At 55.0% G+C, this 25,587-nt stretch carries 21 protein-coding genes and 1 pseudogene; 19 read left to right on the top strand and 3 right to left on the bottom strand.

What is annotated here, in order from left to right:
* Window positions 1-97: 97 nt before the first annotated feature.
* The 9 genes from AC2FFE_RS09260 (at window position 98) to AC2FFE_RS09220 (ending at window position 11,001) form a co-directional block, all read left to right on the top strand.
* A complete protein-coding gene (locus tag AC2FFE_RS09260) occupies window positions 98-844 on the top strand; it encodes a tyrosine-type recombinase/integrase (protein WP_496846464.1) in 747 nt (248 codons plus the stop codon).
* 384 nt (window positions 845-1,228) lie between these two features.
* The gene (locus tag AC2FFE_RS09255; protein WP_496846463.1) at window positions 1,229-2,092 is read left to right on the top strand and encodes a hypothetical protein; all 864 of its coding nucleotides are present in this window, start codon (window positions 1,229-1,231) and stop codon (window positions 2,090-2,092) included.
* A gap of 139 nt (window positions 2,093-2,231) precedes the next feature.
* Window positions 2,232-2,483, top strand: coding sequence for a helix-turn-helix transcriptional regulator (locus AC2FFE_RS09250; protein WP_024096522.1), 252 nt, complete (start codon window positions 2,232-2,234; stop codon window positions 2,481-2,483).
* Between the two features lies 1 nt (window position 2,484).
* A complete protein-coding gene (locus AC2FFE_RS09245; protein ID WP_496846462.1) occupies window positions 2,485-3,786 on the top strand; it encodes a type II toxin-antitoxin system HipA family toxin in 1,302 nt (433 codons plus the stop codon).
* A gap of 270 nt (window positions 3,787-4,056) precedes the next feature.
* A complete protein-coding gene (locus tag AC2FFE_RS09240; RefSeq protein ID WP_035262952.1) occupies window positions 4,057-4,254 on the top strand; it encodes a hypothetical protein in 198 nt (65 codons plus the stop codon).
* A 134-nt stretch (window positions 4,255-4,388) separates the two neighbouring features.
* Window positions 4,389-7,121: a class I SAM-dependent DNA methyltransferase gene (locus AC2FFE_RS09235; RefSeq protein ID WP_496846461.1), complete on the top strand. Its 2,733-nt coding sequence runs from the start codon at window positions 4,389-4,391 to the stop codon at window positions 7,119-7,121.
* Window positions 7,118-7,771 (top strand): hypothetical protein, encoded by a 654-nt coding sequence (locus AC2FFE_RS09230; protein WP_496846460.1) that lies wholly within the window; start codon window positions 7,118-7,120, stop codon window positions 7,769-7,771. The genes AC2FFE_RS09235 and AC2FFE_RS09230 overlap by 4 nt, the downstream gene beginning before the upstream one ends.
* Entirely contained in the window at window positions 7,761-9,815 is a 2,055-nt protein-coding gene (locus AC2FFE_RS09225) for a pseudomurein-binding repeat-containing protein (RefSeq protein ID WP_496846459.1), read from the top strand. Before AC2FFE_RS09230 ends, AC2FFE_RS09225 begins: the two co-directional genes overlap by 11 nt.
* Window positions 9,808-11,001, top strand: a complete 1,194-nt coding sequence (locus tag AC2FFE_RS09220) for a GIY-YIG nuclease family protein (protein WP_496846458.1) — start codon at window positions 9,808-9,810, stop codon at window positions 10,999-11,001. Before AC2FFE_RS09225 ends, AC2FFE_RS09220 begins: the two co-directional genes overlap by 8 nt.
* 85 nt (window positions 11,002-11,086) lie before the next feature.
* Here AC2FFE_RS09220 and AC2FFE_RS09215 read toward each other — a convergent pair whose 3' ends face one another.
* Complete coding sequence (locus AC2FFE_RS09215; RefSeq protein ID WP_496846457.1) at window positions 11,087-12,202, bottom strand: ImmA/IrrE family metallo-endopeptidase; 1,116 nt, start codon at window positions 12,200-12,202, stop codon at window positions 11,087-11,089.
* Window positions 12,199-12,888 carry a hypothetical protein gene (locus AC2FFE_RS09210; protein ID WP_496846456.1) on the bottom strand — a complete coding sequence of 230 codons (690 nt, stop codon included), beginning with the start codon at window positions 12,886-12,888 and terminating at the stop codon, window positions 12,199-12,201. Before AC2FFE_RS09210 ends, AC2FFE_RS09215 begins: the two co-directional genes overlap by 4 nt.
* Before the next feature lie 589 nt (window positions 12,889-13,477).
* Here AC2FFE_RS09210 and AC2FFE_RS09205 point away from each other — a divergent pair.
* The 10 genes and pseudogenes from AC2FFE_RS09205 (at window position 13,478) to AC2FFE_RS09160 (ending at window position 24,460) form a co-directional block, all read left to right on the top strand.
* Window positions 13,478-14,356, top strand: a complete 879-nt coding sequence (locus AC2FFE_RS09205; RefSeq protein ID WP_496846455.1) for an ArdC family protein — start codon at window positions 13,478-13,480, stop codon at window positions 14,354-14,356.
* Window positions 14,353-14,556, top strand: a complete 204-nt coding sequence (locus AC2FFE_RS09200) for a hypothetical protein (RefSeq protein ID WP_496846454.1) — start codon at window positions 14,353-14,355, stop codon at window positions 14,554-14,556. Before AC2FFE_RS09205 ends, AC2FFE_RS09200 begins: the two co-directional genes overlap by 4 nt.
* A pseudogene (locus AC2FFE_RS09195) lies at window positions 14,553-14,741 on the top strand (hypothetical protein); the annotation flags it as partial. The gene AC2FFE_RS09200 and the pseudogene AC2FFE_RS09195, both read left to right, overlap by 4 nt.
* A 22-nt stretch (window positions 14,742-14,763) precedes the next feature.
* Window positions 14,764-15,045 carry a hypothetical protein gene (locus AC2FFE_RS09190; protein WP_496846453.1) on the top strand — a complete coding sequence of 94 codons (282 nt, stop codon included), beginning with the start codon at window positions 14,764-14,766 and terminating at the stop codon, window positions 15,043-15,045.
* Window positions 15,046-15,219: 174 nt separating this feature from the next.
* Window positions 15,220-15,810: a hypothetical protein gene (locus AC2FFE_RS09185; RefSeq protein WP_496846452.1), complete on the top strand. Its 591-nt coding sequence runs from the start codon at window positions 15,220-15,222 to the stop codon at window positions 15,808-15,810.
* Window positions 15,797-17,611, top strand: coding sequence for a relaxase/mobilization nuclease domain-containing protein (locus AC2FFE_RS09180; RefSeq protein WP_496846451.1), 1,815 nt, complete (start codon window positions 15,797-15,799; stop codon window positions 17,609-17,611). The genes AC2FFE_RS09185 and AC2FFE_RS09180 overlap by 14 nt, the downstream gene beginning before the upstream one ends.
* Window positions 17,604-19,496 (top strand): type IV secretory system conjugative DNA transfer family protein, encoded by a 1,893-nt coding sequence (locus AC2FFE_RS09175; protein ID WP_496846450.1) that lies wholly within the window; start codon window positions 17,604-17,606, stop codon window positions 19,494-19,496. The genes AC2FFE_RS09180 and AC2FFE_RS09175 overlap by 8 nt, the downstream gene beginning before the upstream one ends.
* Before the next feature lie 284 nt (window positions 19,497-19,780).
* Entirely contained in the window at window positions 19,781-20,590 is an 810-nt protein-coding gene (locus AC2FFE_RS09170; protein ID WP_215264008.1) for a Hachiman antiphage defense system protein HamA, read from the top strand.
* A gap of 46 nt (window positions 20,591-20,636) precedes the next feature.
* A complete protein-coding gene (locus tag AC2FFE_RS09165) occupies window positions 20,637-23,696 on the top strand; it encodes a DEAD/DEAH box helicase (protein WP_496846449.1) in 3,060 nt (1,019 codons plus the stop codon).
* Window positions 23,697-23,998: 302 nt separating this feature from the next.
* Entirely contained in the window at window positions 23,999-24,460 is a 462-nt protein-coding gene (locus tag AC2FFE_RS09160; RefSeq protein ID WP_215264006.1) for a P-loop NTPase family protein, read from the top strand.
* 109 nt (window positions 24,461-24,569) lie between these two features.
* On the opposite strand, the gene AC2FFE_RS09155 is transcribed toward AC2FFE_RS09160, so the two are convergent.
* Entirely contained in the window at window positions 24,570-25,568 is a 999-nt protein-coding gene (locus tag AC2FFE_RS09155) for a TrbL/VirB6 family protein (RefSeq protein WP_496846448.1), read from the bottom strand.
* Window positions 25,569-25,587: the final 19 nt, after the last annotated feature.

Raw genomic sequence — 25,587 nt, 5'->3', positions numbered from 1 at the left:
TAATCAATCACACAACCGAACCAGAGCCTCCAATGTTCAAGCCGCTCTGATGTCCCATTTTATATGACGACAGACACTGGAACCTGTTTTTGAATATTTGACCGAGAAGATTGGCAAGTCGGATGTGGCCCGTCTAACCCAAGCCGATATTTATGATGCGATGGAAAAGAACCGGCATCGGGTTCGGTTCGCAAATTACATCCCGACCGCGATCAGCATGCTATCCAAGCTGGCGATCCGCAAGCGGTGGCGCAGGGACAATCCCGCGATTGATATCGAGCCGCTCAAAGTTCCCAAGGCGCGCAAGAAGCCGCATGTGCCGTGGGCCGATTGGGCGGTCGAGAAGATGCGAGAGGAAGGGGAGCCGCTGCCCCTACTGACTTTCGAGATCGGCGTGGGCAGTGTACAGCGCCCCGGTGATTGGGTGGATTTTCAATGGGGCGATTATGATGGTGAAACTCTGAAGTTGCGCCAGAACAAAACTGGAAAGCCTTTGTTGCTGCCGTGTACTGAGGCGTTGAAGAAAGCCTTGGATCAGGCGAAAGCAAAGCTGGGATTCTCCCCGCATCCTTCGCGACACATCCTGACGCGCGCGGACGGTTCTGCGATGGATTATCACGCAATGGCGCGGGTGATGGTGCGAGAGCGTAAGCGGCTGGGGCTAATGGCCTTTGACCAACACGCGTTACGCTATCGGGGTGTGATGGAACTGGCATGGGCTGGCTGCACCGACGATGAGATTGCCAGTTTCAGTGGCCACACATCCAAAGCGATGATCATCAAATACGCAGGCGAAGCACGGCAAATCATGCGGGCGCGTCAGGCTGCAGCCAAGCGTAAATGATACGCGCACAGAACAAGCACAGAACAAGAAACTGATACCTGAGGTGATACCCCATGACAGCAGAAATCCATAAGTCATTGATTTTATTGGAGGCGAGTACCGGAATCGAACCGGTGTACACGGATTTGCAATCCAGAAAGAGCGTAAGCGAAAACAACGACTTAAGGGTGCAAAATACCCCCTGACAAAAAGTGAACAAAAAGCGAAAGTTTCAAAGCCAAATTCGCCGGTTCAAAACGAAAAAGGCCCCGTCACAGCGGCAACTGTGAACCGGGGCCAAATAGAAAAAGCCTGTCAGCTTTCGAAGCACATTAGCATGAGCCAGCGCCGCACCGCAAACGCTCAGTCTGCTTTTTCGTGGCCTCTGACCGGTGAGGTGGTCCAATGAGCTGGCGCATCGCAAACGAATGCGCCGAGCGCCGCTTTGGCAGTGCTGCGCGCAAGCAGATCATCATGTTTCTGGCCGACAAGGCGAGCGATGACGGCTCTGGCATCTGGTGTTCCAAGGGGACGATCCAGCGCCACACAGAGCTCAGCGAGAGCACGGTGAAGCGCACAATCATCGACTTCCTGCGGGAAGGCATTCTGATCGAGACAGGGAAGCGACACTGCAAGAACGGCTACACTGTCATTTACCGCATCGTTCTGGAGCGCGTGGCCGCGCTCGAACCCACGGCTGAGCCCGAGATTGAGACGGGGGTCACTGTGAACCCCGTCCAGCCTGAACCCGGTACGGGGTCCACGGTGAACGGGGTACGGGGTTCACGGTGGACCCCAAACCATCCTAAAACCATCCATAAACCACCTACGCGCAGGCGCGGGGCGGCGGAGGAGGTTGAAGATTTTGAATCTGAGAAGATCTTGGCAGCCTATCCCGAAGACAGGATCCGAGACCGGCGAACCAGTCTGCGCCTGATCGCTGCGGCCCTGAAGGCAGGGGTAGAGCCTGATGACCTGAAGCAAGCGATCAAAGCCTATGCCAAGGAAAGCGAAGGCTACACGCGCAGCAAGGTCTGTTTCTCGGACAATTGGTTCAAGATGCGCCGATGGGAGAAGGGGCTTGCCCAGGTAAAGGCGGACCGAGATAAGTCGCGAGAGGCCGAAGCCAAAGGGCGCGCCAGCCTCGCCGAGTGGATCCACGAGCGCCATCCCCTGTGCCGCCACATCACCAACCGGCAGATCGAGGATTTGATCGTGTCAAAGCTGGTGACGCCCGAACAGGTACGCGCTGCGGGGTTGCAGGCGTGAGAGCATTGGCGAAGTCTGGAAAACAGCTACCAATGCTGTCGAGCACTATGATGCTTAGATCATATTGCAGCTTTATGACTTGGAGGTCATATTGACAATCTATGATTTAGAGGTCATATCCAGTGGCAGGAGAACCGCCATGAAGCACCTCGTTCGTACATCAAAAAACTTGGGCCACGCAATTCGCCAGGCTCGGAAGGCAAAGAACCTTACCCAGAAGGAACTCGCCTCGATGAGCGGTGTCTGGCAAGAGACAATTTCCAAGATCGAGAACGGCAGCGGCGGAACCAAGCTGGAAACAGTATTCGATTTGATCGCGGCCTTGGAGCTCGAAATTACGGTGACCGAGCGCAGCAAGGGCACATCAGACGGGCTAGAGGACATTTTCTGACATGGGCCGCAAGCGCAGCTACACTCCGCTGAACGTCTTTCTAAACTCGCGGCTCGTGGGGCAATTGGTACGTGAGCCCTCAGGCGGCGTCAGTTTTGCCTATGCACGAGACTGGCTCGAATGGGAGCACAGGATGCCGGTGTCGCTATCGTTGCAACTGCAGGAAAACCGTTACAGCGGCGCACCTGTGATGGCCGTCTTTGACAACCTGTTGCCCGATAGCGATGTCATCCGTCGAAGGGTCGCGGAACGTGTCGGGGCCGAAGGCGTCGATGCCTTCAGCTTGCTGTCACAAATTGGGCGGGACTGCATCGGTGCGCTTCAGTTTCTGCCCGACGGGCAAGAGCCACAGCCAATGTCTGAGCTGACTGGAGAACCTGTCGACGAGGCGCAGATCGGGGCCATTTTGAGCGACCTCGATCTAGCACCACTGGGTATCCGCCGAGAGAATGATTTCCGCATTTCTGTCGCTGGTGCACAGGAAAAAACCGCGCTGCTTCGTAAAGATGGCCAGTGGATAGAGCCAACCGGCACGACGCCAACCACGCACATCATCAAGCCGCAAATCGGCAGATTGCCCAACGGCATGGACCTGTCCGACAGCGTTGAAAACGAATACCTGTGCCTGAAGTTGATGGAAGCGTTTGGGCTTCGGGCTGCGAATGTCGAAATGGCTCAGTTTGGCGATAAGAAAGCCTTGGTGGTAGAGCGTTTTGATCGGCGCTGGACGTCTGATGGCCGCTTGATCCGTCTGCCGCAGGAGGATTGCTGCCAAGCATTATCCGTTGTGCCCACGCAAAAGTACCAGAACGAGGGCGGCCCCGGGGTCTCGGACATCATGGAACTCTTGTTGGGTAGTGATGACCCCAACAAAGACCGGTACGATTTTTTCAAAGCCAACGTCCTGTTCTGGTTGCTGGGTGCAACAGATGGTCATGGAAAGAACTTTAGCGTCAGCCTCTTACCCGGCGGCCGTTTCCGCATGACACCGCTTTACGACGTCCTGACGGTGCAGCCGACCGTCGACGCCCGGCAGATCGAGCGAAAATACTTCAAGCTCGCTATGAATTTCGGAAACTCAAACCACTACAAGGTGGCAAACATCGTAGGCCGCCACATCATGGAGACAGGAATTCAATCCGGCTTGTCTCGCACGGTCGTGCAGGTCCTGTTCGAAGAACTGCAGGAGACCTCGCTCGCGATCGTTGAGGCCACGTTCAACCAGCTTCCAGAGGATTTCCCAGAGTCGTTGCTTGCTTCAATCGACGGCGCACTGAAGGCTAGGTTGCACCTGTTGAACTGAAACTGGTCGCGCTTGGCTGGTGCGAAGATGCGTCTTTTCCGGATCAAACGAAACCAGGTCAGGTCGCCGTAGCCATAAGCAGATCCTCACCGCCGTGTTTCTGATTGCTGAACATAAGCGGGCAGCCGTGTCAGACGCGGTGCAAGCCCCGCTTCAACAAGAAAATTCCCCTGCGCCAGCGCATTCCTCGCGAAGCAAGTTTCTCGCTGACAGCCCCTTGCTGCCAGCTTTGATCATGTTCATCGAAACACTCAAAGTGAGGATCAAAAAATGGCTACTCAAACTCTGAAACTGAACGTCAAATCCGGCGAAAAAGACGGCAAGAACTTCTGGGACCGCTGCGGCGTCCTCTTCGTCAACACCGACGACAGCGGCAACATCACCTCGATCAACGTCAAACACAGCATGTTTCCCGACGTCGAAATGGTCGCCTTTCCGCGCCGCGACGAAGATCCGGTCACCGAGTGACCTCAGCGCTAGGGCGGATTTTCCGCCCTGGCCAAACCTATGCACTAAGTTGCTTCACAGGTTTTGCGGATGCGAATCCCGCAAATAGCTGCTAGCAATACAGAAAAAACAATTTCGAGTGGGGACAACCTGTCGTGAATGCCGTTGAAATCGAAGAGGCAATTTCTGCCTTGGCTGAACAACCGTTTGATGCGGTTGAATTTCCTTATGCTTTTCTGCTTGCCTTCGGCAACAAAGAGACAACGCTTAAGCGGCTTCGCTCTGGCGCATCGAACAAATCCGATCAGGACGGCGTTCTGCAAACGAACAACATCCACCTGAAATCCTGCGCGCCGGGCAGGGTGTCTGAAACGCTGGCGGCGCTCAAAACGAGCCCCGCAACAACCAAGGCCAAAGCAAAATTCATCCTTGCCACCGACGGACAGACGCTTGAGGCCGAGGATCTGAATAACGGCGACACCATCGCCTGCGTTTTCAAAGATTTCCCCGATCACTTCGGCTTCTTCCTGCCGCTCGCAGGCATATCGACCGTCAAGCAAATCCGCGAAAGCTCGTTCGACATCAAGGCGACCGGCCGCCTCAACCGCCTCTATGTCGAGCTTCTGAAAACCAACCCCGATTGGGGCACAGCTGAGCGCCGCCATGACATGAACCACTTCATGGCGCGGTTGATCTTTCTCTTCTTTGCCGAAGACACTTCGATCCTGAATGGTGAGGACCTGTTCACCGCGACCGTCACGCAAATGTCGGACAAGGACAGCTCGAACACCCATGAGGTAATCTCCGAACTGTTCCGCGCAATGAACACCGCCGTTGAGGACCGCGCGAACGCCAAACTTCCCCGTTGGGCCGATGTCTTTCCCTACGTGAACGGCGGACTGTTCTCGGGCAGCACCGACGCGCCGAAATTTTCCAAGATCGCGCGTAGCTACCTGTTGCATATCGGCTCGCTCGACTGGACCAAGATCAACCCCGATATCTTCGGCTCCATGATCCAGGCCGTGGCCGATGACGAGGAACGCGGCGCGTTGGGGATGCACTACACCTCTGTGCCCAACATCCTGAAGGTGCTGAACCCGCTCTTCCTCGATGACCTGAACGCCCAGCTTGAGGCGGCGGGGGACAACAAACGCAAGCTCGACAAACTGCGCACGCGCATGTCGAAAATCCGCGTCTTTGATCCGGCCTGTGGCTCGGGCAACTTCCTTGTCATCGCCTATAAGGAAATGCGCGCGATTGAGGCCAAAATTAACGCCTATTGCGGCGAATCCGATCGGCGCACGGAGATTCCGCTGACCAACTTTCGTGGGATCGAGCTGCGGGATTTCCCGGCCGAGATTGCCCGCCTTGCGCTGATTATTGCGGAATACCAGTGCGACGTGACCTATCGGGGGCACAAGGACGCGTTGGCCGCCTTCCTGCCTCTTGATGCGGAGAACTGGATCACCCAAGGCAACGCCCTGCGCCTCGACTGGCTGACCGTCTGCCCGCCGACCAGCCAAAAGGTCGATATGCGCGGCGAGGACCTGTTCATGTCACCGCTGGAAAAAGCCCAGATCGATTTCAAAAACGAGGGCGGAGAGACCTATATCTGCGGCAACCCGCAATTCAAAGGAGCTCGAAAGCAAAGTGTTTCGCAGAAAGAGGAACTATCTAATTTGTTCGGCGGCCACAAAGACTTCAAAAACTGTGATTATGTGGTCGGTTGGTTTCTTAAGGCAGCCAACTACCTAGATTATTGTGATGCAAGTTTCGCCTTTGTATCAACTAATTCGATAAGCCAAGGGGAGCAGGTGGCTCACCTTTGGTCTAGAATTTTTGAGAAGGGTCTAGAAATTTCCTTCGCACATCAAAGCTTTAAATGGCGTAATAATGCGTCGGACAATGCTGCTGTGCATTGCGCGATTCTGGGTGTGCGCAAAAAATCGCCCGATAGCTGCGCCCTCTATGGAAGTGGAACAGTTCGGATTGTCCCATCTATTTCACCCTATCTGATAGCGGGAGGTGAAACTGTTGTAACAGGGCGTAGCAAGCCAATTTCTGCTGAAATGTCTTCGATGTCTTCTGGCAGTATGCCTCGTGATGGCGGGAATCTGATTTTAGCAGTTGAAGAAGCTCGTTCTCTGATAGCGCAGGATTCTAGGATGCGCCCGCTTGTACGGGATTTTGTTGGGTCTCAAGAACTAGCTAACTATAGAAATAGGAAGTGCCTTTGGATCGAAGACGAAGATCTTGACCTCGCTAACAGCGTTCAATCAGTCAAAGACCGCATTGATGAAGTAAGGTCCTTTCGCCAAAATTCTTCGGCAAAAACCACTCAGGGCTACGCCGCTATCCCACACAAGTTCGCCCAAAGGACGGAAGTAGCCGACCGTTTTTTTTCTGTAGCTAAAACCTCATCAGAAACTCGAGAATATCTGCCTGCCGACGTTTTTGACGCTGGAACAGTTGTGTCTGACGCGGCATTCGTTGTCTCATCTGGCAGCTTGTGGGAGTTTGGTATTGCAGTCTCCAAGCTGAAGGCCACTTGGGCTGCTACCGTGTGTGGCCGCTTGAAAACAGATATTAGATATTCCAGTACATTGGGGTGGCATACTTTCCCGGTTCCTAAACTGACCGAGAAAAACAAAGCGGATCTCACCCGCTGCGCCGAGGGTATCCTGCTGGCCCGCGAGGCGCATTTCCCCGCCACCATTGCCGACCTCTATAAACCCGACGCCATGCCCGAAAACCTCCGCGCCGCCCACGACCGCAACGACGAAGTCCTAGAACGCATCTACATAGGCCGCCGCTTCCGCAACGACACCGAGCGGCTCGAAAAGCTGTTTGAGCTCTACACCAAGATGACGACGAAGGTGGCGGTATGATCGAAGCAGTCTTTGGTTTGGTTGGCGTCGTCGTCGGGAGTTTTTTGACCATCGCGAAGGATGGGTTTGCATCGTGGAAACAGCGCAGGCGAGAGGGATCATATGCGGCGATCCGCCTGGTCTGTATCCTTCACGAATACGCCGACAAATGCGTAGATGTGGTGCAAGATGACGGAACCAGTCATGGTCAACCAGCAGGACGGACAGACGATGGGGAGGAGTACTATGTCGCGCAAGTTCGACAACCTGCACCACCTGAATATCCAGACGACATCGCCTGGCGGAGTTTGCCCGAAGGCCTGATGCATCAAGTTCTGGGCCTGCCGAACAAAGCACGGACCACTGACCGCTATATTGACGGTCAATCAGAGTATGCAGCCACTCCGCCGGACTATTCGGAGTTTTTTGAAGCCCGCCAAGAGGGGTATGCAAAGCTCGGTTACGATGCACTCTGCCTCGCAGAGCAACTGTCGGAACGGTATCGGATCAAAGCCGTACACAAGGCAAACTTGGGGTCCGAATGGGATCCAAAAGCATTTATGGCTGAAAAGATTAAGTTTTTTGAAGAGCAAAGAGCTGAGATGAGGCGGCGATTTGAGCAGTCAGCAGGCGATTTGCCGCCAATTTTAGGAAGTCACAATGTCGAGTAAAAAATCTGTTCCCTCCGTTTCCGTCACCTACGCGCAGAACCGCTCTTCAACCACGTCGAACGAGCTGGGTATGCGTAAGATGCAAGAGCGCGCCTATGAGATGCGGGGTGAGCAGTATCTGCTGATCAAGTCGCCGCCCGCTTCGGGGAAATCGCGGGCGCTGATGTTCATTGCGCTCGATAAGCTACGCAATCAGAGTTTGAAACAAGCCATCGTCGTGGTGCCGGAAAAATCCATCGGGTCGAGTTTCAACGATGAACCGCTGAGCAAGTTCGGCTTTTGGGCCGATTGGCAAGTCGCGCCGCAATGGAACCTGTGCAACGCCCCCGGCGGTGATGATGGCAAGGTCGGCGCAGTCGGACGTTTTCTGGAAAGCGATGATCAGGTGCTGGTCTGCACCCACGCGACCTTCCGCTTTGCCGTCGACAAGTTTGGGATCGAGGCCTTTGACGATCGGGTGATTGCAGTGGATGAATTCCACCACGTCTCAGCCAACCCGGACAACAAGCTCGGCGCGCATCTAGGGGCGTTCATTGCCCGCGACAAGGTTCATCTGGTTGCGATGACGGGGTCCTATTTCCGGGGCGATGCCGAAGCCGTCTTGTCGCCAGAGGATGAAGCCCGGTTTGAGACGGTCACCTACACCTATTACGAGCAGCTCAACGGATATGAGCATCTGAAGACGCTCGACATCGGCTATTTCTTCTACACAGGGTCTTACGATGAAAGCATTCTGGAGGTTCTGGACCCCGCCGAGAAAACCATCGTCCACATCCCGAATGTGAATTCGCGCGAAAGCACCAAAGACAAGCACAAAGAGGTCGAGCATATCATCGACAGCTTGGGTGAGTGGAAGGGGCTTGATCCTGATACCGGTTTCCAGTTGGTCGAAACGCCAGAGGGCCGGGTGTTGCGCATTGCCGATCTGGTGGATGATGAGGCGGCAAAGCGTGACAAGGTTGCGAGCGCCTTGAAAGACCCCGCGCAAAAAAATAACCGCGATCACGTGGACATCATCATCGCGCTCGGGATGGCGAAAGAAGGGTTCGACTGGATCTGGTGTGAGCATGCCTTGACCGTTGGCTATCGTGCGAGCTTGACCGAGATTGTGCAAATCATCGGCCGCGCGACCCGCGATGCAGAAGGTAAGACGAAGGCACGCTTCACCAACCTGATTGCGGAACCCGATGCGGGTGAGGAGGCCGTGACCGAGGCCGTAAACGATACGCTCAAAGCCATCGCAGCAAGTTTGCTTATGGAGCAGGTTCTTGCGCCGCGTTTCAACTTTACGCCCAAGACGCCAACGAGCGGACCCTTCGAAGGTTTTGACTATGGTGAAGGCGGCTATGATCCGAACAAGGAAAACGTCGGATTTGATGCGGCCACAGGACAAATCCAGATGGAAATCAAAGGCCTTGCCGAACCCAAAAGTGAGTTCGCACGACGAATTTGTGATGAAGATCTGAACGAGGTAATAACGGCATTTGTTCAAGACAAAACAACGATTGAACGCGGGCTCTTTGACGAAGAGATGGTCCCCGAGGAGCTAACGCAAGTGCGAATGGGCAAGATTGTCGGCACCAAGTTTCCAGAACTTGACGCAGAAGATCAAGAGGCAGTACGCCAGCATGCGATCGCGGCTCTGAACCTCACTCAGAAAGCGAAAGAAATCGCGCTTTCCGGTGCAGATGCGGATGAAACTGGTGGCAATACAGCCTTGATCGATGGTGTGCGAAAATTTGCGATGGATGTACGTGAGTTGGATATCGATTTGATCGATCGGATCAATCCGTTCGGCGAGGCCTATTCGATCCTTGCGAAAACCATGAGCGAAGATAGCCTCAAACAGGTTCAGGCCGTCATATCGGCGAAAAAGGTAAAGCTTTCGCCGGAGGAGGCCCGAGACTTGGCCAAACGTGCAGTCAAGTTCAAGCAGGAGCGTGGACGGTTGCCATCGATCACCTCTGTGGATGCTTGGGAAAAGAAAATGGCTGAAGGAGTCGCATTCCTTGCGCGCATGAAGCAGGAGGCCGCAAATGGCTAAAGGTTTCACCGACGAGGATGATGCGCTGCTCGCGGAGCTTGGTGTTGAGATCGAGACCAAGAAGGTTGTCGCACGTACCCCGCGAGAGGAACGTATTATTGCGGGCTTTGAAGAAATCCAGAGGTTTGTAGACAAGAATGGGCGCGTACCTGGCCATGGCGACGACAAGGATATCTTTGAACGCCTCTTTGCGACTCGACTTGAACGGCTGCGTGAACTTGGTGAGGGAAGAGATCTGATTTCAGACATGGACCATCAAGGTCTTCTTGCTGCTGAAAATCCGGTCGAAGATACTGCCCTCGAAGATCTTGATGACGATGCCTTGCTGGCAGAGCTTGGCATCGCCGTAGAAGCGCCATCCATTTCGGAACTGAAACACGTTCGCTCTACGTCAGAAAAAAAGGCCGCCGAGGAGATCGCAGGGCGTGAAAAGTGTGAAGAATTCGACACCTTTAAACCGCTCTTCGAGCAGATTCAGAAGGAACTGGATTCTGGCTTACGGGAAACGCGTAAGTTTGAGCTTAAGGCTGAGATCGAACCTGGCCGTTTCTTTATCGTCGGAGGGCAAAAAGCCTACGTCGCGGAAATGGGCGACATAGAGCTTACAGACCACGGCCGAACAGATGCACGCCTGCGGGTGGTGTTCGACAACGGCACGCAAAGCAAGATGCTCATGCGGTCGCTCCAACGCGCACTTAATGCTGATGGGGATGCCGGGCGCAGGATAACCGAGCCAAATGCTGGCCCACTATTCTCGGATGAAACCGCTGAAGGGGATGAAGCGAGCGGAACCATCTATGTGTTACGAAGCCGTTCAGATCACCCATTGGTCGCCGCAAACCGAGAGCTTGTTCACAAGATTGGCGTGACAAGCAATGACGTTGAGAAGCGCATTGCGGGCGCGCAGCTTCAGACAACCTTCTTGATGGCCAAGGTCGATGTCGTGGCCACCTATGAGCTCTACAATATCAATCGCAGCAAGTTGGAAACGCTTCTTCACCGGATTTTCGCGCCAGCCCAATTGGATATCGAAATCCCCGATCGGCTTGGCCGACCGATACGGCCAAAAGAATGGTTCCTGGTCCCTCTATTTGTTGTCGAAGAAGCTGTCGACCGCATCAAAGACGGAACAATAGCGAGCTACATCTATGATCCAGAATCGGCGTCATTGACTTTGCGCGGTTAGGGGTTTTTCGGAACGAAATACTGGGTGATGGCGGAAGAAAATCCACTTCTGAAATTGCGCTTCGGTCAGAAGTGGATTTGATATCTCACTTCACAACACGCAGAATGGCTGATCCTGTTGCTGGTGAGATCGAGGAGCTATCAGGTGCTGCTTGTGAAGCGTTCGCGCCGCCAAATGCGGTGAAAGTAACGGCATCGTTTCCTGGGATGCATGCCCTTGCTGCTAAGTCTTCTACAGTTTGAGACTTCTTCCAAAGGTCTTTTTTGATAACAGCCCAAGTCCCACTTGGTTCGCGATGCGATTGGTCCGGTTCTTTCTTACGCCACCCTCTTCTGGATAGCTCGATATTTAGGTATTTGTAGCGCCCATCATCAATTAACCCATTGTCGCGATATGCCCGTACTAACGCGCCGACTGACACACGCCATCTTTGTTTGTTCTTCCTCAGATTTGTGATTGTTGGGTAAACTTTGTGTCTGAGCAAGTCTGCCTTTGGGATCAAAAAGGCAGAAGCGAAACGGTCAGCCTCTTTTTCCACTTCGACATTGGAAGCATCATCATGGCGATGTAGTACCAAGTGGCCCAGCTCGTGTGCGGCGTCAAATCGACTTCGCTCAGCTGAACCAACCATATTCAAGTATATATATGGTTTTTCGCCTTCACCCCAAAAAGTGAAAGCACTCAAACCTCGTGCATTTTGTTCACTAAGTGACAAAACTCGAACGCCGTGCCGTTCCAAAAGTTTTATTATATTGCCAATGGGTTCGGAGCCCAGTCCCCATTCTTCTCTGAGCAATGCCGCCGCATAGGTGGCTCTGTCGATGCCCGCTGGGAAATTATGTTCGCCGTCCGAATAATCGGGTACGTTCGGATCAGGCAAAGAATATTCTTCTTCAACCTTCGACCAAAACAATTTTGCAATCTTAGCTGCAGCTTCACCAGCATCTCTTTCTCGCGCAGAAAGAGTGGCTTGCTTCCGAAATGTTGGTTTTGAAATCTCGAGGTTGGATTCTGACACAAAAAATGCCTCAGGAAAGCCGGTCACCGAAGCGACAAGGCTAACGAAGGATTCTTCTACTTCTCGTTCATCGCGCATTCTTCGTAAATCACGAGAAGAAATGCCCAGCTTTGCAGCAAAGGCACTCTTCGTTAGTCGGCTGCGTTGCCTAGCGACTTCAAGGGCATCGAGATTGAGTTTCATGTTCCGTTTCTTGGCTTGATTAGCTCGTCGAAGTCTTCAACTTCTGCGCAGTACGTGACGCTAGAAGCAACAAAATCATCAGCCCTAAATTTCATTCCAAAACGATGCACGCAACTGACAAATTCGTTCCCGCGTTCATTCATTTCGGCATCGACCAACAGCTCAATGCGACAAATAGGAGTTCCCTCAACTTTCTCTGCAAAAATACAGACATCGATTTTTGTTTGAGACTGCGGAACAGCACCTATCGTCAATTCGTGTTCTATGACTTCGCTTCCTAGGTCAAGTTCGCCCTGCTCTTCAGAATGAACATAAGAGGTGCCGGGGCGGTTTCGTTTTGACATGAATCTCGGGGCATGAGCTCCAAGTCCGGTGGCTGCGTCAGTGTTGTGAACCATAATCATCAGCGTTTTATCTGAGTTAATGATACAGGCTTTGCCACCTTTTGAGCGATGTTGGAAGACGCCGTACTCTGCACCATTTCGAACTAGTGTTCGAAAAGCTGCGTTGTTTCGAATGCCTAAGACCAAGTCTGCAATGTCAGCATTCGGATCTTCTTCGTGGACCGCTTCGCAAACAGCTTCGGCGGCAAACTCAAACAGTTGTGTCTTTAGCCCTACTTCGTCGAGAAATTTCTCAACTGTGTCGGGTTCGTCCTTTAAGAATGGGAAATTGGCAGCGATCAAATTATCGTTCCTTAAGTGTCGTTTCGTGAGTGTTCGGTGGGGTACAACTATCATCGAAAAACCGGCAAGTCAATCAGCGCGCAAGCATACGCTTTGCGAACATACCTTCTCAAAATTTGCCATATTTGGTTACTTTCAGGTCGGGTCGGGGCCGTCCCCTACTTGTTTGGAGCTGAACCCGCGCTTTCGCGCGCGGGCAACATTTCCCAATAGACTGTACCAGGGCTCAACGGGCCGTTGGCCCGCTCACCCCGATCCAGGCATCATTCCTTTTGTTTGGTCCGCCCAACATCCCTGACCGTGGCTGTCAACCTTAGTCCATCCCCAAAATCAGCCACCAATTTCCCCTGTCTCGCGGGCGAGCCATTCCTCGCGGGGCAAATTGGCGTCTGAATTTGGCGCAGACATTTTCTTCGCAAATGTGGCCGATTGACAGCCCCGTTCAGGGCCGTGGGTCGGGCTTTGCCCTCTCCCACTCTGTTCCGCCGAATACATGCGTATTCGGTCAGATCAGGTGGCCGAGGCGCAGCCCATCGGCGGAAGGGGGCGCGAAGCCTCACCCGCGTCACTTTGATCAAGGAGGCCACAAATGGCACCGAAGTTTGATGTTTATGCCCATGTCACTGAAACCATTATTGCAGAGATCGAGGCAGGCACGCCGCCATGGCGCAAGCCGTGGACTGGGAGTGCGTCCGACATTGCCTTGCCGACCCGACATAACGGCGAAGAGTATCGCGGGATTAATGTCCTGATGCTCTGGATCATGGCGGCCAAGCAAGGCCATGTGTCCAGCCGCTGGATGACCTACAAACAGGCGCAGGAGCTGGGCGGACAAGTCCGCAAAGGCGAAACATCGTCGACCGTGGTCAAATACGGGACGTTCACCCGAGAGAACGAATTGGGCATTGAGGAAGAACTGCCCTATGCGCGCGCCTATCGCGTGTTCAATGCGGATCAAATTGAGGGTTTGCCGGAGGATTACTACATCCGGCCCGAGGCCCCGCGCGACCTTGGCACGGCGGAAGATCCAGAGCTTGAGGCGTTTTTTGGCCGGACAGGGGCGGAGGTTCTGACTAGCGACGACCCGCGCGCCTATTACAGCCCCGCCAAAGATCACATCCACATGCCGCCGATTGCCACCTTTCACGATGCGGCAGGCTACTATGGGACGTTGGCCCATGAGGTGATCCATTGGACCGGCAGCGAAAAGCGGCTGGAGCGGATCAAGAAGTTTGCGAACCGCGAGGCCTATGCCTTTGAAGAGCTGGTGGCAGAAATCGGTGCTTGTTTCCTTGGGGCTCAGATTGGCGTCGCGCCGGAGTTCGACCAAAGCGCCGCCTATGTTGAAGGTTGGTTGAAAGCGCTCAAAGAGGACAAAAAGGCGATTTTTCGTGCGGCGTCTGAAGCGCAAAAGGCCGCTGACTTTGTCCTAGAAGCTGCGGGTCAGAGCAAGGAGGTGGCAGCATGATTTCGGACTATCACAGCGATGATTTTTCGACCGCACGTCTTGAAGACACTGTCAGCTTGCGAAGCGCGGCTCGCGAGGCGCGCGCCACGCTCTACGCGGTGTTGAACCGGCTGGAGAAGAACGATCTGGACGGCGAGGAGCAACCCTATATCGACGATTGTCTTGGGGCTCTCGCAATCCTTGAGGAGGCGTTGCGATGACCTTGGAAGACATCAAGGCAGCTGTGGACGCGGGCAACCGCGTTCACTGGGGCAACAGTGGGTATGTGGTGACGTGTGATGGTCTTGGGCAGTACCTCATCACCTTCTCGCGGAACGGGTCAGCTATTGGTTTGACCAGTCGGGATGGCACCCGCCTGAACGGCAAGCCCGACGAATTTTTCATCAATGAAGGCGGCGGGGTTTGCCATGAAGTATTCTGACATCAAGCAGGCGGCCCGAGAGGGCCGCGCTAGCGTGCATCTACATGGGTTCTGCAATCTGCCCGATGGCGGGCATGAGTATTGTGATGATCCAGCACTGATCGATGGCTGGGCGACCTATGTCCGAGTGGAGACCCCGGACGACCCGCAACAGCCCTTTGATCTGCACGAGCTGCCCGATCATCAAACCTATGCCAGCGCCGAAGGCGCGGCCCGCGCAATAGCGCTGCAATTGCTTGGCGATGCTGAGGCGTGGAACCACGACTAGTGGTGCCATGCCTTGCGCATGTGGCCGGGCTTTGCCCGGCGGTCGCAGCCTATAGCTGCTCCAAACGGAATACAGGCAGTTGATACAATATTATAGTATTGAATCAATTATGGCGAAGTGCCATAACAGGGCTGCCTGTATGATGCTGGCAAGAAATAGGGGTGATTACTTCACATGGGCCGACCGCGCGCGCCACGGCACAAGCGACTGACGCAGAACCAGCGTTTTGCCATCGTTCGCAAGCGTGCTGAGGGGGTGCCGATCGAGGATCTGGCCCGCGAATTCGGCGTCACTACCCGCACCATCTTCTACACGTTGAAGGGCGATCAAAGCCGCAAGCTTGATGCGCGCGTGCGTTCAGAACTGGTGAATGTCCGGCTGACGCCTAAGGAGCTTGCGGGCTTCGATACGGTGCTGACGCGGCATGATATTGCCAACCGCGCCGAAGGGCTGCGTCGGCTGATCCATGCCTCAAACGACCTCTTCGTTCCTGACGACGAACTGGCCAATCAGATGCAGGGGCTATCGGCCTCGCTCAATCGCACCGGCAACAATATCAACCAGATCGCGCAGCGCCTGAACGAGGCAAAGCGCCAGGGTAAAACGCCGCCCTATGGCAATTCTGCTCATGGCCAAGTCCGCGCCCTAGCCGGGTTGATCTTCGACATCGCGGACCAGGTTCAAGACATGGCGCAGCGACGCCGAAGTGCGCTGTCTGGCGAGGTTGCCCGCGTTCTGGGAGGCTTTACCGATGGCCCGGAATAGCGCCGTTGCCGCCGCGCAAGAGGCCTTCTTCGATCGCGACTGGAGCCGCATTCGCGGCAGCGTCCCGCGCGCCCGTGCCAAGCAAATGGCCCGCGCGGCCATGGGCCATTCACCCGCGATCTTCAAAGCCATTCGCGACGGCGGCACGCACAACAAAACTCAGCTGCGTAACCAGCTGGAATACCTGACCACCAAGTCGAGTTTTATCATCGACAGCCGTGGCACCTATGACGGCCAAAGCGTCCTGTCAGCAAAAGAGATCGAACAGGTCACGCGCCGGTTTTCTGCGCAGTGGAATGAGGGGTTTCATCCCAAGCTGGGGCATACCTCGCATCTCTTGATGGCTTTCCCGATTGGCACGTGCGGCGAGGATGTCGCCGACATTACGCGCGAGATTTGCGAGAGGTTCTTTCAGGGCGAAGGCAGCCACTTCGACTACATCGCGGCCGTGCATGAGGATCGGGATCACCCGCATGCCCATATAGTCCTGAACCGGCGCAGCAAAGACGGTGAATTCTTCTTCCTAAAGGAAGGGCACCACTTCAACTACGACAGTTTTCGCGAGGCGATGGTGGAGGTGTCCGACCGCTATGGGCTGCGCCTTGAGGCGACCCGAAAGCTTGAGCGTGGGGTCACGACGAAGAGCATCAGCGATGTAGAGCAACGTCGCGCGGAAGCCACAGGGCAGAAGCTGATCGAGCGCGAGCGCGAGCGCGTGGGACCAGAGCTTGACCGCGCGCTGGCCGAAGTCGCCCAGAACGCGCGGCTCTATCGCGGACTGGCTGCCGAGGCCTCGCGTGAGAACCAGCATGACATTGCAGCAGCGTTGGACAAAGCCGCGACGCTTTTGGCGCAGGGCAAACCGATTGAAGCAGATGGAAAGGTATATGGCATGGTCGAAGAACAACATTCGTTTGATGAGGTCGTGGATGCCTTTCACGACAAGATCAACCAAGCTGAACGCATTGTAGCTGACGCCCCGGTGGAGCGGCGTGCGGCGCTGGAGCACGAGCTGAACGACATCTATCGTTCACTGTCGCATCTGAGCCCAATGGGAACGCAGTCCCACACCTTGCTCGAAGATGCGTCCAAAAGCGGGATCTATTCGGCCGCGAACATTCAGGCCGAGGTCCAAGGTGCCTTACAGGATCCAGCGCTTGCCGAACGTCTTGAGCAGGCTTTGAAAGGCACCGGCATTGATGCGCAGGATGTGACGCGTCGCGTCGAAATCGGTGCAGGCAATGCCGCGCTGGAGCGGCAATGGCTTGGTCAAGATTTGAAGGCGATTGCCGACAAGGAAGGCTTTGACCTGTCGCGCGCCGATGAGCTCGAAAAAGCGATCGACCGTCTCGACCAGGTGCACAGTGATCTGGGCCGTTTGTTGGCAGATGGTGAGGTTCTCAAAGACAGTGGGGCGGTGGAAGTCGACCGGCAGGAAGCCATAGTCGACAGGTTGCCGCCGACCACCGCTGATATCCTGAGCCGAATGTGGGACGACCCAACCGCAGATCCATTCCGCAGCGATCTGGAGCGCGAGACATTACGTGCCGAGCTGGAGGAACTGGTCGGCGAGGAGCATACTCCCGACTTGGCAATCGGCGATGAGACCACGCTGGAGGAACATATCGAAGACCGCCTGGACCGGCTCTATGCGGCCAAGGCCTATCTCCAAAGCGACGCCGCACTGGCCAACAGTGTGGCGATGGAGCATGTCCTCGACGAAATCGCCAACGAAGAACTAGACCTCCAACGCGAGCGGCACGTCGATACCGACGGCGAAAAGGGAGTGACGCATGGGTAAGGCGCGGATCGCACTTGGCGTCATGAGCTTTGCTCTTCTCGGCGCGGCATTGGGCTATGTCCTGGCGTCGGCCTTTCTGACGTTCCGCTGGTTCGGGGTCGGGGCGGAAATCGATTTTCTGATGCTGGCGCGTGGGTATGGAGGGCTTCGTACGACCCATCCGAGCGATATGCAGATCGTGCACTTGATTGTCGGAATCAGCACCGGTGCCGGTGTCTTGCTCAGTGCTGTGTTGATGAACGACGCGCTGACCAAGTTCGGTGAAACCCACTGGCAGCACATGTCCGAGATGAAGCGGAACGGCTTTTTCGGCAAGCCTGGCCATGGGTTTGTTCTTGGCAAAATGGGCAGGCCGAAGAGTCGGAAGCCGTTTGTTATGTCCAAGGTTTTTCCCCATGCCTTGATCGTGGCCCCGACCGGGCGCGGTAAGACCACGGGTTTCGTCATCCCGAACCTTCTGACCTACCAGGGCAGTGCGGTGGTTCTGGACGTGAAGGGCGAGAACTTCGAGGCGACGGCGCGGCACAGGGCATCGCAAGGCGACAAAGTCTTTAGGTTCGCGCCCACGGATTGGAAAGATGGGCGCTCGCACCGCTACAATCCATTGTTGCGCATATCGGCGCTGGACAACGTCGATCGCCAACAGATGGAGCTGCAGCTTCTAGCATCGCTGTTCTTGCAAGCTGATAGCGACCGGGTCCAAGGGCTTCTCGATGGTGGTATCGATCTGTTCGTGGCGGCAGGACTATTGGCGTTCGAGCGCAAGCGGCCGACCCTGGGCGAGATTTACCGCATCACCGCATCTGGCGGGGACAAGCAGAAGGAATATCGCCGCCGAGCCGACGAAGCCGTTAATCCAGCTGCCAAGCTGATCTTCATGCGCATGGCCTCGACCAACAACGACACGCTCACCTCTTATCTGTCGCTCTTGATGACGTCCGGCCTGAAGCAGTGGTCAAACCCCGCCATCGACCGTGCGACCGCAACGTCAGACTTCGATTTCCGCGACATCCGAAAATCGCCGTTTTCGGTTTATCTAGTGGTCGAACCGCTGATGGTAAAACCGCTCGCGCCGTTGATCCGCTTGTTCTTCTCGGATTTGCTGGCATCGCTTCAGGATCATGAACCCGGCAAAGACGAACCCTGGCCGGTGATGATCATGCTCGATGAGTTCAACCGCTTGGGAAAAATGCCGATCGTGCTCGACAGCATCGAAACTCTGCGCTCCTACCGCGCAAATCTCGCGATCGTCACCCAGACCATCCCTGCGCTTGATGAAATTTACGGTGAAAATGCCCGGCGTGCCCTGCAGGGCAACGCGGGCATCAAGCTCTATCTGACGCCCTCAGATGAAAAGACCATCGAAGAGCTCAGCAAAGCCGTCGGCAAAACCACCAAGCGTGTTGTGACTCGCTCGCGCTCGGTCGGTCGCAACCCTTTTGCCGGGCGCAGCATGTCTGAACGGACCGAAGAAACCGCGTTGCTGCCCGAGGATAAGGCGCGACGCATGGATCTTGATGACATCGTTCTGGTGGTTGACGCGCAAATGCCGGTGCGCGCCAAGCGGATCAAATACTATGATGACCGGTTCTTTAAGCAGATCTTCGATAAGCAGGCTGGGAATCTGCCTTACCCCTCAGCGGGGGACCAGATGCGCGGGCTGCAAGGGCAGATCAAGGCGCTGGAGGCAAAGATTGGAGCGCTGGAGGTGCCTGGAGTGGTTTCAGACGACGGCTCTAAAGGCGGAGGAAAGCGCCGAGAAGAGATCGATGATTTGGCTAGCGCAGAGCGGGGGGTGACGCCCGGCGATCAGCCCGGTTTGGGAGAGTATCGGGAAGGCACTGAACGTGTGGAAAGATTTATGGAAGAGGCGGCTGAAAGATGAATGACGCATTGCGGGGAACCATCGTGCTGCCGTGCTGAACGGCAACTGAAAACCGTGCTAGCAAGTTCAAACCACGAAAGTGGGCATTGCGGTTAACGGAGTCGGTCAACAATTTGGCTACGTTCCGGCCGCTTACAGCAGTACGAAAGGGAGAGTCCGGAACTTGCTCTGGGCAAGCTACCACCTTCATAATGCAAAAAGCTTGCTCTATTTTGGGTTGTTTTCTCGATGTGAATTCAAGACTCTGAGGCGGACCAAGAGATTTAGAGAAAGATACAATAAATTTGACAGTACCTGATCATATCGCATGGCTACATAATACCGGCGAAACTGTTGCGACGGTAGACGGCCGCGAAGTTGAAATCTGGGTTTTACAGCACGCCGATAACCCATCGATCCTCTCGAATTGGGCCACCCACTACCGAAACCACTACTGCCGCGATGAAGATCTGCCTGATCTGGTCGCGGATACGGGACTATCGAACGCCGACTTTCTGACCTGCATTAAGTTTCCAGACACGGCAGCGGCCCCTGGACCCAGTACGCGCGCGGGTGACTTCGGTGAAATCCTGGTGGCGGATTTTGTCGAATACGTCCTGGGGTACTGGTGCCCTCGGCAAGGTCGATTTGAGGATCGCGAAAACCGTAACGTGCCTTCCAACGGCACAGATGTGATCGGGTTCAGCTTTATGGAAGACGAGCCAAGTCCCGACGACGAATTGCTGGTTATTGAGTCGAAAGCCGGATTTCGGCCAACGGCAATCAATCGCCTACAACAGGCGATCAATGATTCCAGCAAGGACCTTGTCCGTGAAGCGATGTCATTGAGCGCCATCAAACAGAGACTACTCAAGATTAACCGCTATGATGCCTTGAAGGTTGGGCGTTTTCAGAACCAGGCTGACAAGCCGTTCAAGCGAACCAATGCCGCAGTTGCTGTGCTTGACAATGAGATATTCAACGATATGGCGCTTGACGAGTCAGACGCATCGGAACACCCGAACGGGGACAATCTCCGGCTTATTGTCATTCGAGGAACATCGATGATGGACCTCGTACACGCACTTTATACGAGGGCTGCAAATGAGGCCTGAGCGGGAATCGCGACTAATCCTTGCCGCCGTTCAAGCGCGCGCGAAAATGTATGAGTTTCGTGCAGCCGAAGAGGATCATGTCCCGTTCAGGCGAGCGCCAGAGACCCTCTTCCCATTGGCTGTTGGTATTCTGCATGACGCAGCAGGCGCTATCGCCGATCGTTTTGTCGATCGGTCAGAAGGTCCTGTCATCCCCTCCGCTTGGGAAGAGGATGATGGTTCGATTGCGCAGATGATCCGGTTCTCGGCCTCGTTCTTTGACGCGTATTTAGAGTCGCAGCTGAATGCCGAACTCACAACCGAGTTCTCGACGCTCTGTGGGGCATCCTATTACCTAGCAGACAGTGTTGGAAGTGCGGTGGTTGTCGCCCAAAGGTCCGAAGCACCCTCTTTAGAACTAGGGCATGGCCTTTCACGGGTGGCCTGGCATATCCTTCGGGGTGACGTCGGTCCCGTCGAGGGGGAAGCTAAACATGCCGAATTCGGCAATCGTCTGCTTACCGCTTTGACTCGGCACTTCAGCCTTGAAATAGACGCCCAAGAGGAAATTTGCTCTTTGTGTGCTGAATTGCGGGTAAGTGTTTATGACAACGGATCGGCCCGTGAAGTCGTTTACGCGGATATCGTAACGGCACTCTGTGCTCGCAAGCTAGAGAATGCAGCTCGCACGATTCTGCCACCATCATCGGGCTTGCCGCATGATTTGTGGGCCCAAGCTTTACGTAAGCCGCGCTTCCCCAAAGAGCTATGGCCAGCTCAGAGAAGGATTGCGGAGGCTGGCCTACTAGAAGGAAACTCTGGCGTCGTGCAGATGCCGACAAGTGCGGGCAAAACGCGCGCGACCGAGTTGATCATCAGGTCGGTTTTTTTATCGGGGCGCTCGAACTTGGCTGTGATAGTCGCCCCGTTTCGTTCGCTATGTAACGATATTCGTTCCGATATGGTGGGGGCGTTTGTGGGAGAGGACGTCGCTATCGACGAAGTCTCAGACTCATTTTTACTCGATGTTGATCTCGCAGGAGTTCTTGCGCAGCGATCGGTTATGATCGTGACACCAGAAAAGATGCTCTACATGCTAAGGCGTGCGCCTGAACTTGCGGAGAGAATCGGCCTCGTCATCTATGATGAGGGCCACCAGTTCGAAGGCTTCGCACGCGGTCCGACCTACGAGCTGCTGCTTTCATCGTTGCGGATGACTTTGCAACGGGAGGCGCAGGTGGTCCTGATCTCCGCCGTCATTGGCAATGCACCGGTTATAGCCGAATGGCTTGTCGACGACGCCAATGCGGTGATCAGCGGTGAGGGTCTACTACCGACCACCAAAAGCATCGCCTTTGCAAGTTGGCAATTCGAGCGCGGGCTTTTGCAATACGTGAGTCCAGACGATCCTGAACAGCAAGAGTTTTTTGTCCCTCGCGTCGTGACACAGACCAATCTTGCCCTAAAGCCTCGTGAGCGCGTAGCACGCGTTTTCCCGAAACGGGGCGGTACTGGCGAGAGTGCGGAAGTCGGATTGTATTTGGGGCTGCACTTGGTCGAGCGCGGCAGTGTGGCACTGTTTTGCGGAACCAAGGAATCCGTCATTTCACTTTGTGGACGGGCAGCGGATATATTTGATCGCCGAGTCGCACTATCGCGCCCGCTTGATGTTTCCGACGCGGCCGAGATCGCGCGTCTCTCGCACCTCGCAAAACTAAACCTCGGCGCGGACCAAGATGTGACCCAAGCGTCAGAATTGGGGATTCTTGCTCATCACGGTAACACTCCGCAGGGACTGCGTCTCTCAGTCGAACATGCCATGAAGGAAGGGCACGCAAAATTTGTCATTTGCACCTCGACGCTGGCGCAAGGTGTCAATTTCCCAATTCGGTACCTTATCGTCTCGGCAACCCAGCAGGGCAAAGAAAAGATAAAGGTGCGCGACTTCCACAACCTTATGGGCAGAGCCGGACGGGCCGGAATGCACACAGAGGGTAGTGTAATTTTTTCGGCACCATCTATTTACGATCAGCGGGGCAATATCGATGGGCGCTGGCGTTGGAATTCCACCAAGAATCTCCTGGATTCAACACGTGCCGAGCCATCGCGCAGCAGCATCCTGAACTTGTTCGATGATTATGAACAGACCGCCAGGCTCCAGCTCACTTTTCAAGTGGGTTGGCTGGACCTTGCCTTTGCAACGCATGCCGACATCGACGCTGCAGTAACCTCGATCAAACGGAGATTTGATTGGGTCGACATTGATAGATTCAAAACTTTCGTCGCCGATCGCGCACGCGCCATTCAGCGCATCGCCGCCTATCTAGCGGCTTACGTGGATTTTTCGAGCGACCAAGCAGGCGAACGGATCGACGAACTAACCCGCAACACTTTGGCATGGCACTTGGCTGACGAAGCCACGCGCGAAAACCTTCTCGAAGTTTTCCACATGACTGGGAGAGCTATCAGGGAAGCTGGTGACGATGCGCTACGCGCTTTGATCAGAAAATCTCCACTTCCACCTGCAGACGTTTTTGCTCTACGTGATTGGACAAACGCTAACATTCAAACGCTTGTGGATGCGGCAGAACGTGGTGAACTTGTCGATGCAGTCTTTGCGGAGGTCCGTCAATACGTCACCTCCAAAGCCCTGACCAAGCTCACTGACCAAAACCAAATCCTGCCCACATTGAAGGCATGGATGGCTGGTGAGTCATTTGACACTATTGGGCAGGCGCTGCGTGCTGCCAATGTTCGGACTAGCAATCGGCATATTACAGCAAACCATGTAGTAGCCATCTGCGAAGGCGGTTTTGGGTTCGATCTCGCAATGGTCGTGGCATCGATTGCCGACCTCGTTGAACCTCGAGATCCAGCCCTCCACGAACAGCTGTTGTTGCTTCAGCGGCAGATAAAGAATGGACTGAGCAACACAACAGCGCTCGCCTTTTATGAAGCTGGTTTCAAGGATCGCGTGGTTGCTCAGGCACTGGCAACCTCATTTGGCGGCATTAACGATCGCCATGGTGTCCGGCGTGTTTGCCGCGCTCAGCAAGACGAGCTGAATGCGGTTCTCGACGCTTTCCCAGCATATTTCCAAAGTGTTGTGGAAGAACTGCGGCGTTGAGTTGGGCACGTCAAGCAGAACCGCTGGTTTCGTACTTGCGGCAGTTGAAATGCTGCTCCCCCCTCGAATGACGCGGAAGGGCTTCGTACGGGCTTTTGCGCTTGAAAAATGGAGGTCGTTAAGGGGCGATAGCACTTGAAACCCATCTTGTGACAACGTATTTCTGGCTTGAGCTGCCGCCCCAGCCTCCCCCCTCCGACGGGAAAGTATTCAGCATGCAGGGTTTGAAATAGAGCTTTTTCTGTTCGAGCGCGCACATAAGGAGGGATTGTGTATTTTTGCTCGCAATAGGAGAAACTCAAATGAACCTATCTGCACCGATCAATGAACTTAAACGCAAGGCAAAGCTGTTGCGCCGCTCTGAGGATATCCCACTCAATCAAGCGTATGCGCGTATCGCCAACGAAGAAGGCTATGCGAGCTGGGGGCTCTTAATCCGCGACTATGAAGCGCAGAAGCCAAAGCCGAATGCGCGACCTCGGACAGGCTATCAGATCACTTCGCTGCCAGTCGATGACGGCTACCGTAGAGAAGCGATAGAGCTGGCCAACAGCACATTTGAAATGGTGATAAGTCGGATTGAGCCCGATAACCCAGTGGAAACGCGGCGGCTCTGGGATGCGGTAGAGTACATCGATCATCACCATTTAAGCGCTGATATGCTTCCAATTGATAGTGAATACGCCCTGTCTTTGATCGAGGCGTTTTTGGTCCATCACGTAATCGATCTCGCCGTGCAAGCAGATCGAAACGCGGAAGCTTAAGCTAGACCAACCTTTGGCTGGGGGTGAATGCACCCCCAGCCAAAGACAGCTTTTGGCAAATCTGCAATGCAGAGCCTGCTCATGCTATGAATGGTGGAAACGGCCGACTTCACTCTAAGCGCTTGGCCCGTTCAGCGACCCTCTGAACCAGTGAAACGGTCGCAGAGCTAGCCTGGCGCATCCCAGCCCCGGCGATTTCCGCATTTGACCTTGTTCCAAACCGTGCCCGCGCCCGTGACCCCTTGGTGCCAATCAAGCCCTTCGCGAACCCGCTAGGTCCAGGTATGCTCGGCGGTCCGGCCATCATGAAGTTGCCGGAGATTGAGCGCACAATCAGCGGGGTGGCGATGATCATGCCGCCTGCGAGAAACATCATCATAAAGAAGGGCACCAGCGCGCCGATGTTGCTTGCGCCGGAGGGATCTCCGAGTTCGGTCATCAGCGAGCGGGACATGCCGACGACGGTGGAAAACACGCCAGCGATCACGAGGGGGTATAGCGCGTAGGATACGGTGCTGGACAGCCAGCGGTGGAAGTAGTCCTTGCTGACGTCGAACAGCGAAAGCGCGATCATGATAGGGGCGATGCCGATCATGAAGGCCAGCATGATCTTTGCGAAGATCAGGACAAGGCCGCAGAGCGCGCCGATGACGCCCAGGAGGAATGCGCCGATCGCGCCGATGAGGGCTCCGGCCATCCAATGCATGTTGTCACCGGCCGCGTTCAGGTAGTCGCCAAATTCCTCTATAAGATCGTCGAAGGCCCCGGCAAAGTAGGACGCGCCAGCCCCGCCACCGCCAAGCCCCGCCACCATGCCGCCCGCGAGCTGGTCGAGCCCATTAATCAGCGCGCTGGCCACCGCATTGAATTGGACCCAGTTCATTGCGAATAAAGAGATCAGCATGAGCTTTAGGGCGAACCAGAAGGCGGTTCGCCCATCCATGGATTTGTACTGAAACACCATGTTGAGGAAGACGCCGATCACAGCGAGCGTGGAGGCGACCGCAACGATGCCGCCAAGCTGACCGGCGACGTTGCCAAATGTGGTTTGGGCCGCGCCTTCCAGAAAGTTGTCGGTTGTCTCAACCATCCAGGTGACAACGCCCATAGGATCCCCCTCAGTTAGG

The organism is Ruegeria sp. YTSA168 (assembly GCF_059610045.1).
Note: the sequence above shows the minus strand (reverse complement) of the source record. Positions and strands in the feature narration are given on the sequence as shown.

Excerpts from the sequence above, each read along its gene's own strand:
- AC2FFE_RS09255 (WP_496846463.1), top strand. The coding sequence starts at position 1,229 with ATGAGCTGGCGCATCGCAAACGAATGCGCCGAGCGCCGCTTTGGCAGT.
- AC2FFE_RS09250 (WP_024096522.1), top strand. The coding sequence starts at position 2,232 with ATGAAGCACCTCGTTCGTACATCAAAAAACTTGGGCCACGCAATTCGC.
- AC2FFE_RS09245 (WP_496846462.1), top strand. The coding sequence starts at position 2,485 with ATGGGCCGCAAGCGCAGCTACACTCCGCTGAACGTCTTTCTAAACTCG.
- AC2FFE_RS09240 (WP_035262952.1), top strand. The coding sequence starts at position 4,057 with ATGGCTACTCAAACTCTGAAACTGAACGTCAAATCCGGCGAAAAAGAC.
- AC2FFE_RS09230 (WP_496846460.1), top strand. The coding sequence starts at position 7,118 with ATGATCGAAGCAGTCTTTGGTTTGGTTGGCGTCGTCGTCGGGAGTTTT.
- AC2FFE_RS09225 (WP_496846459.1), top strand. The coding sequence starts at position 7,761 with ATGTCGAGTAAAAAATCTGTTCCCTCCGTTTCCGTCACCTACGCGCAG.
- AC2FFE_RS09220 (WP_496846458.1), top strand. The coding sequence starts at position 9,808 with ATGGCTAAAGGTTTCACCGACGAGGATGATGCGCTGCTCGCGGAGCTT.
- AC2FFE_RS09215 (WP_496846457.1), bottom strand. The coding sequence starts at position 12,202 with ATGAAACTCAATCTCGATGCCCTTGAAGTCGCTAGGCAACGCAGCCGA.
- AC2FFE_RS09205 (WP_496846455.1), top strand. The coding sequence starts at position 13,478 with ATGGCACCGAAGTTTGATGTTTATGCCCATGTCACTGAAACCATTATT.
- AC2FFE_RS09200 (WP_496846454.1), top strand. The coding sequence starts at position 14,353 with ATGATTTCGGACTATCACAGCGATGATTTTTCGACCGCACGTCTTGAA.
- AC2FFE_RS09190 (WP_496846453.1), top strand. The coding sequence starts at position 14,764 with ATGAAGTATTCTGACATCAAGCAGGCGGCCCGAGAGGGCCGCGCTAGC.
- AC2FFE_RS09185 (WP_496846452.1), top strand. The coding sequence starts at position 15,220 with ATGGGCCGACCGCGCGCGCCACGGCACAAGCGACTGACGCAGAACCAG.
- AC2FFE_RS09180 (WP_496846451.1), top strand. The coding sequence starts at position 15,797 with ATGGCCCGGAATAGCGCCGTTGCCGCCGCGCAAGAGGCCTTCTTCGAT.
- AC2FFE_RS09175 (WP_496846450.1), top strand. The coding sequence starts at position 17,604 with ATGGGTAAGGCGCGGATCGCACTTGGCGTCATGAGCTTTGCTCTTCTC.
- AC2FFE_RS09165 (WP_496846449.1), top strand. The coding sequence starts at position 20,637 with ATGTATGAGTTTCGTGCAGCCGAAGAGGATCATGTCCCGTTCAGGCGA.
- AC2FFE_RS09160 (WP_215264006.1), top strand. The coding sequence starts at position 23,999 with ATGAACCTATCTGCACCGATCAATGAACTTAAACGCAAGGCAAAGCTG.
- AC2FFE_RS09155 (WP_496846448.1), bottom strand. The coding sequence starts at position 25,568 with ATGGGCGTTGTCACCTGGATGGTTGAGACAACCGACAACTTTCTGGAA.